The sequence below is a fragment of the Ilumatobacter sp. genome (assembly GCF_049588435.1).
In the GTDB taxonomy this organism is placed as follows: Bacteria; Actinomycetota; Acidimicrobiia; order Acidimicrobiales; family Ilumatobacteraceae; genus Ilumatobacter_A.
In genome coordinates, this window is record NZ_JBAVYV010000475.1 from 1 (window position 1) to 2,559 (window position 2,559).

The 2,559-nt window shown below is 66.5% G+C and carries 2 protein-coding genes; one reads left to right on the forward strand and one right to left on the reverse strand.

Annotated elements, in window-relative coordinates:
- Positions 1-35 precede the first annotated feature (35 nt).
- Positions 36-1,559: a flavin-containing monooxygenase gene (locus WBV89_RS18040; protein WP_423982716.1), complete on the forward strand. Its 1,524-nt coding sequence runs from the start codon at positions 36-38 to the stop codon at positions 1,557-1,559.
- Between the two features lie 2 nt (positions 1,560-1,561).
- On the opposite strand, the gene WBV89_RS18045 is transcribed toward WBV89_RS18040, so the two are convergent.
- Positions 1,562-2,559: 2-hydroxyacid dehydrogenase (locus WBV89_RS18045; RefSeq protein ID WP_423982717.1), on the reverse strand; the 998-nt coding region annotated here is incomplete at its 5' end.

The following is a 2,559-nucleotide window of genomic DNA, read 5'->3' on the forward strand; positions in this document are numbered from 1 at the left end:
GTTCACGAGATCGGCGCTTGGGGTACGGTCGCGCGATGGGTACTGGAACAGCGTTACAACACGTCGACGTCCTGATCGTCGGAGCGGGACTCTCCGGGATCGGCATGGCATGCCACCTCACGCGGGAGTGTCCCGACAGCTCGTACTCGATCGTCGAGGCGCGCCAGGACCTCGGCGGCACGTGGGATCTCTTCACGTACCCGGGCATCCGTTCCGACAGCGACATGTACACCCTCGGGTACGACTTCAAGCCGTGGACGAGTGACATCTCGATCGCTCCCGGCCCGATGATCAAGGACTACATCGCCGAGACCGCCGCCGAGTACGACGTGACGCGTCACATCACGTTCAGCCGCCGGGTCGTCGGCGCGTCGTGGGACTCGGACACGTCGCTGTGGACCGTGTCCATCGCGCACGTCGGCGACGACGGCGAACCGACCGGACAGACCGACGAGATGACCTGCAACTGGCTCCAGATGTGCAGCGGGTACTACTCGTACTCGAACCCCCACCGACCGCACTTCACCGACGAGGAAACGTTCACGGGCCAGATCGTCCACCCACAGGAATGGCCCGACGATCTCCGGACACGCGAGCACCTCGAGGGCAAGAAGATCGTCGTCATCGGTTCCGGTGCGACGGCGGTGACACTGCTGCCCGCGCTGGCCGATGAGGGCGCGCAGGTGACGATGCTCCAGCGCTCGCCGACCTGGATCTTCCCCGCCCCCAACCGCAATCCGATCACCGCCGGGCTGCGCAAGGTGCTGCCCGAGAAGACGGCCTATCGCGCGATCCGCAAGATGAACTCGTGGCGCACCGAGTACGCGTACACGACGTCGCGCAAGAACCCCGCCAAGCTCCGCAAGATGATCAACAAGCAGGTCACGAAGGCGCTCGGTGACGACGCCGCGCTGATCGATCCCCACTTCACGCCGAGCTACAACCCGTGGGACCAGCGGTTGTGCCTGTCGCCCGATGCCGACATCTTCACCGCGATTCGGGGCGGCAACGCGAAGGTCGTGACCGATCACATCGATCGCTTCGATGCCGATGGCATCGTGCTCCAGAGCGGCGAACGCCTCGACGCCGACATCATCGTCACGGCCACCGGACTCGAGTTACTCGCGCTCGGCGGTGTCACGCCGGTCGTCGACGGTGAGCAGATCAATCTCGCCGAGACGTTCACGTACAAGAGCTTCATGTACTCCGGGGTCCCGAACCTCGGCACGACGTTCGGGTACATCAACGCGTCGTGGACGCTGCGCGCCGATCTCGTCGCACGGTACGTCTGTCGACTCCTCGCCAAGATGGGCGACGACGACATGTCGCGGGCGATGCCGGTCGCCTCCGACCCCGACATGGTGCAACGGCCGTACGTCGACGACTTCCCCGCGGGCTACATGCAACGCAACATCCATCTGTACCCGAAGCAGTCCGATCGCGATCCGTGGACCGCATCCCAGAGCTACTCGTACGACAAGAAGCACCTGCTCGGCCCCGACGTCGACATCGACGACGGCGTGATCGAATTCTCGTCACCCGTCCTCGTCGACGCCTGACGTCAGTAGCCGCGGGTCCGGTCGACGATCGCGTCGGCCGGGAGCTCGCCGGTCGCGAGGAACCGCCGGACGTTGTCCGCCGCGATGACCGCTGCGGTCTCGACCGTGGTCGGGCCCGAGATGTGGGGCAGCACCGTCACCGAGTCATGTGTCCAGAAGCGGTGGTCAGCAGGCAACGGCTCAGTGGCGAAAACGTCGAGCACGGCATGATCGAGATGTCCGCGGTCCAGTGCGTCGAGCAGTGCATCGTCGTCGATCGTCGGCCCGCGACCGAAGTTGATGATCGACGATCCGCTCGGCAACGTCGCGAACGCCGTCGCGTCGAAGATCCCCGTCGTCGCGGCGGTGTCGGGAAGCAGGTTCACGACGATGTCGGACCGTTCCAGCAGCCGTTCGAATCCGTCGTCGCCGTCGAAGCAGACCACCCCGTCGATCGTTCGCGGTGAGCGCGCCCAACCGGCGACGGAGAAGCCGTGCGCCGCGAGCGACCGCGCAGCCGCCGTCCCGAGCGCGCCGAGGCCCGTCACACCCACGCGCCTCTCCGGGGCCGGGACGAGCGCATGTTCCTGCCACTCGAGCACGCGCTGCTGACGCGCATACCGCGGCATGTCCCGGTGCAGATAGAGCGTCCATGCGAGGACCGCCTCGGACATCGTCACCTCCATCTGCGGGTCGACCATCCGGGCGACCGAGACGGTGGGTGGCACGGTGGGGACGACCGCCTCCACCCCCGCCCACGTGCTCTGGACGAACGCGAGGTTCGGCATGGCGGCGAGTTGTTCGGCACTCGGTCCGTCGACGACCGCAGCAGTGATCTCGCCCACGCGGCTCGGATCGACGTCGGCGAAGTTCATCACGAGTGCATCGGGCATCGCCGCGGCGAGCCGTGCGATCAGTTCCTCGTCGGCGGTCCAATCGGCGCGACGGACATACGGCACGAGCGGCAACATGCTCCGAGCATCGCCGGGTCCCATCCCCGGCGCAACCCGGGATCCCGCAC

Coding starts and splice junctions, on each gene's coding strand:
- WBV89_RS18040 (WP_423982716.1), top strand. CDS start 36: ATGGGTACTGGAACAGCGTTACAACACGTCGACGTCCTGATCGTCGGA.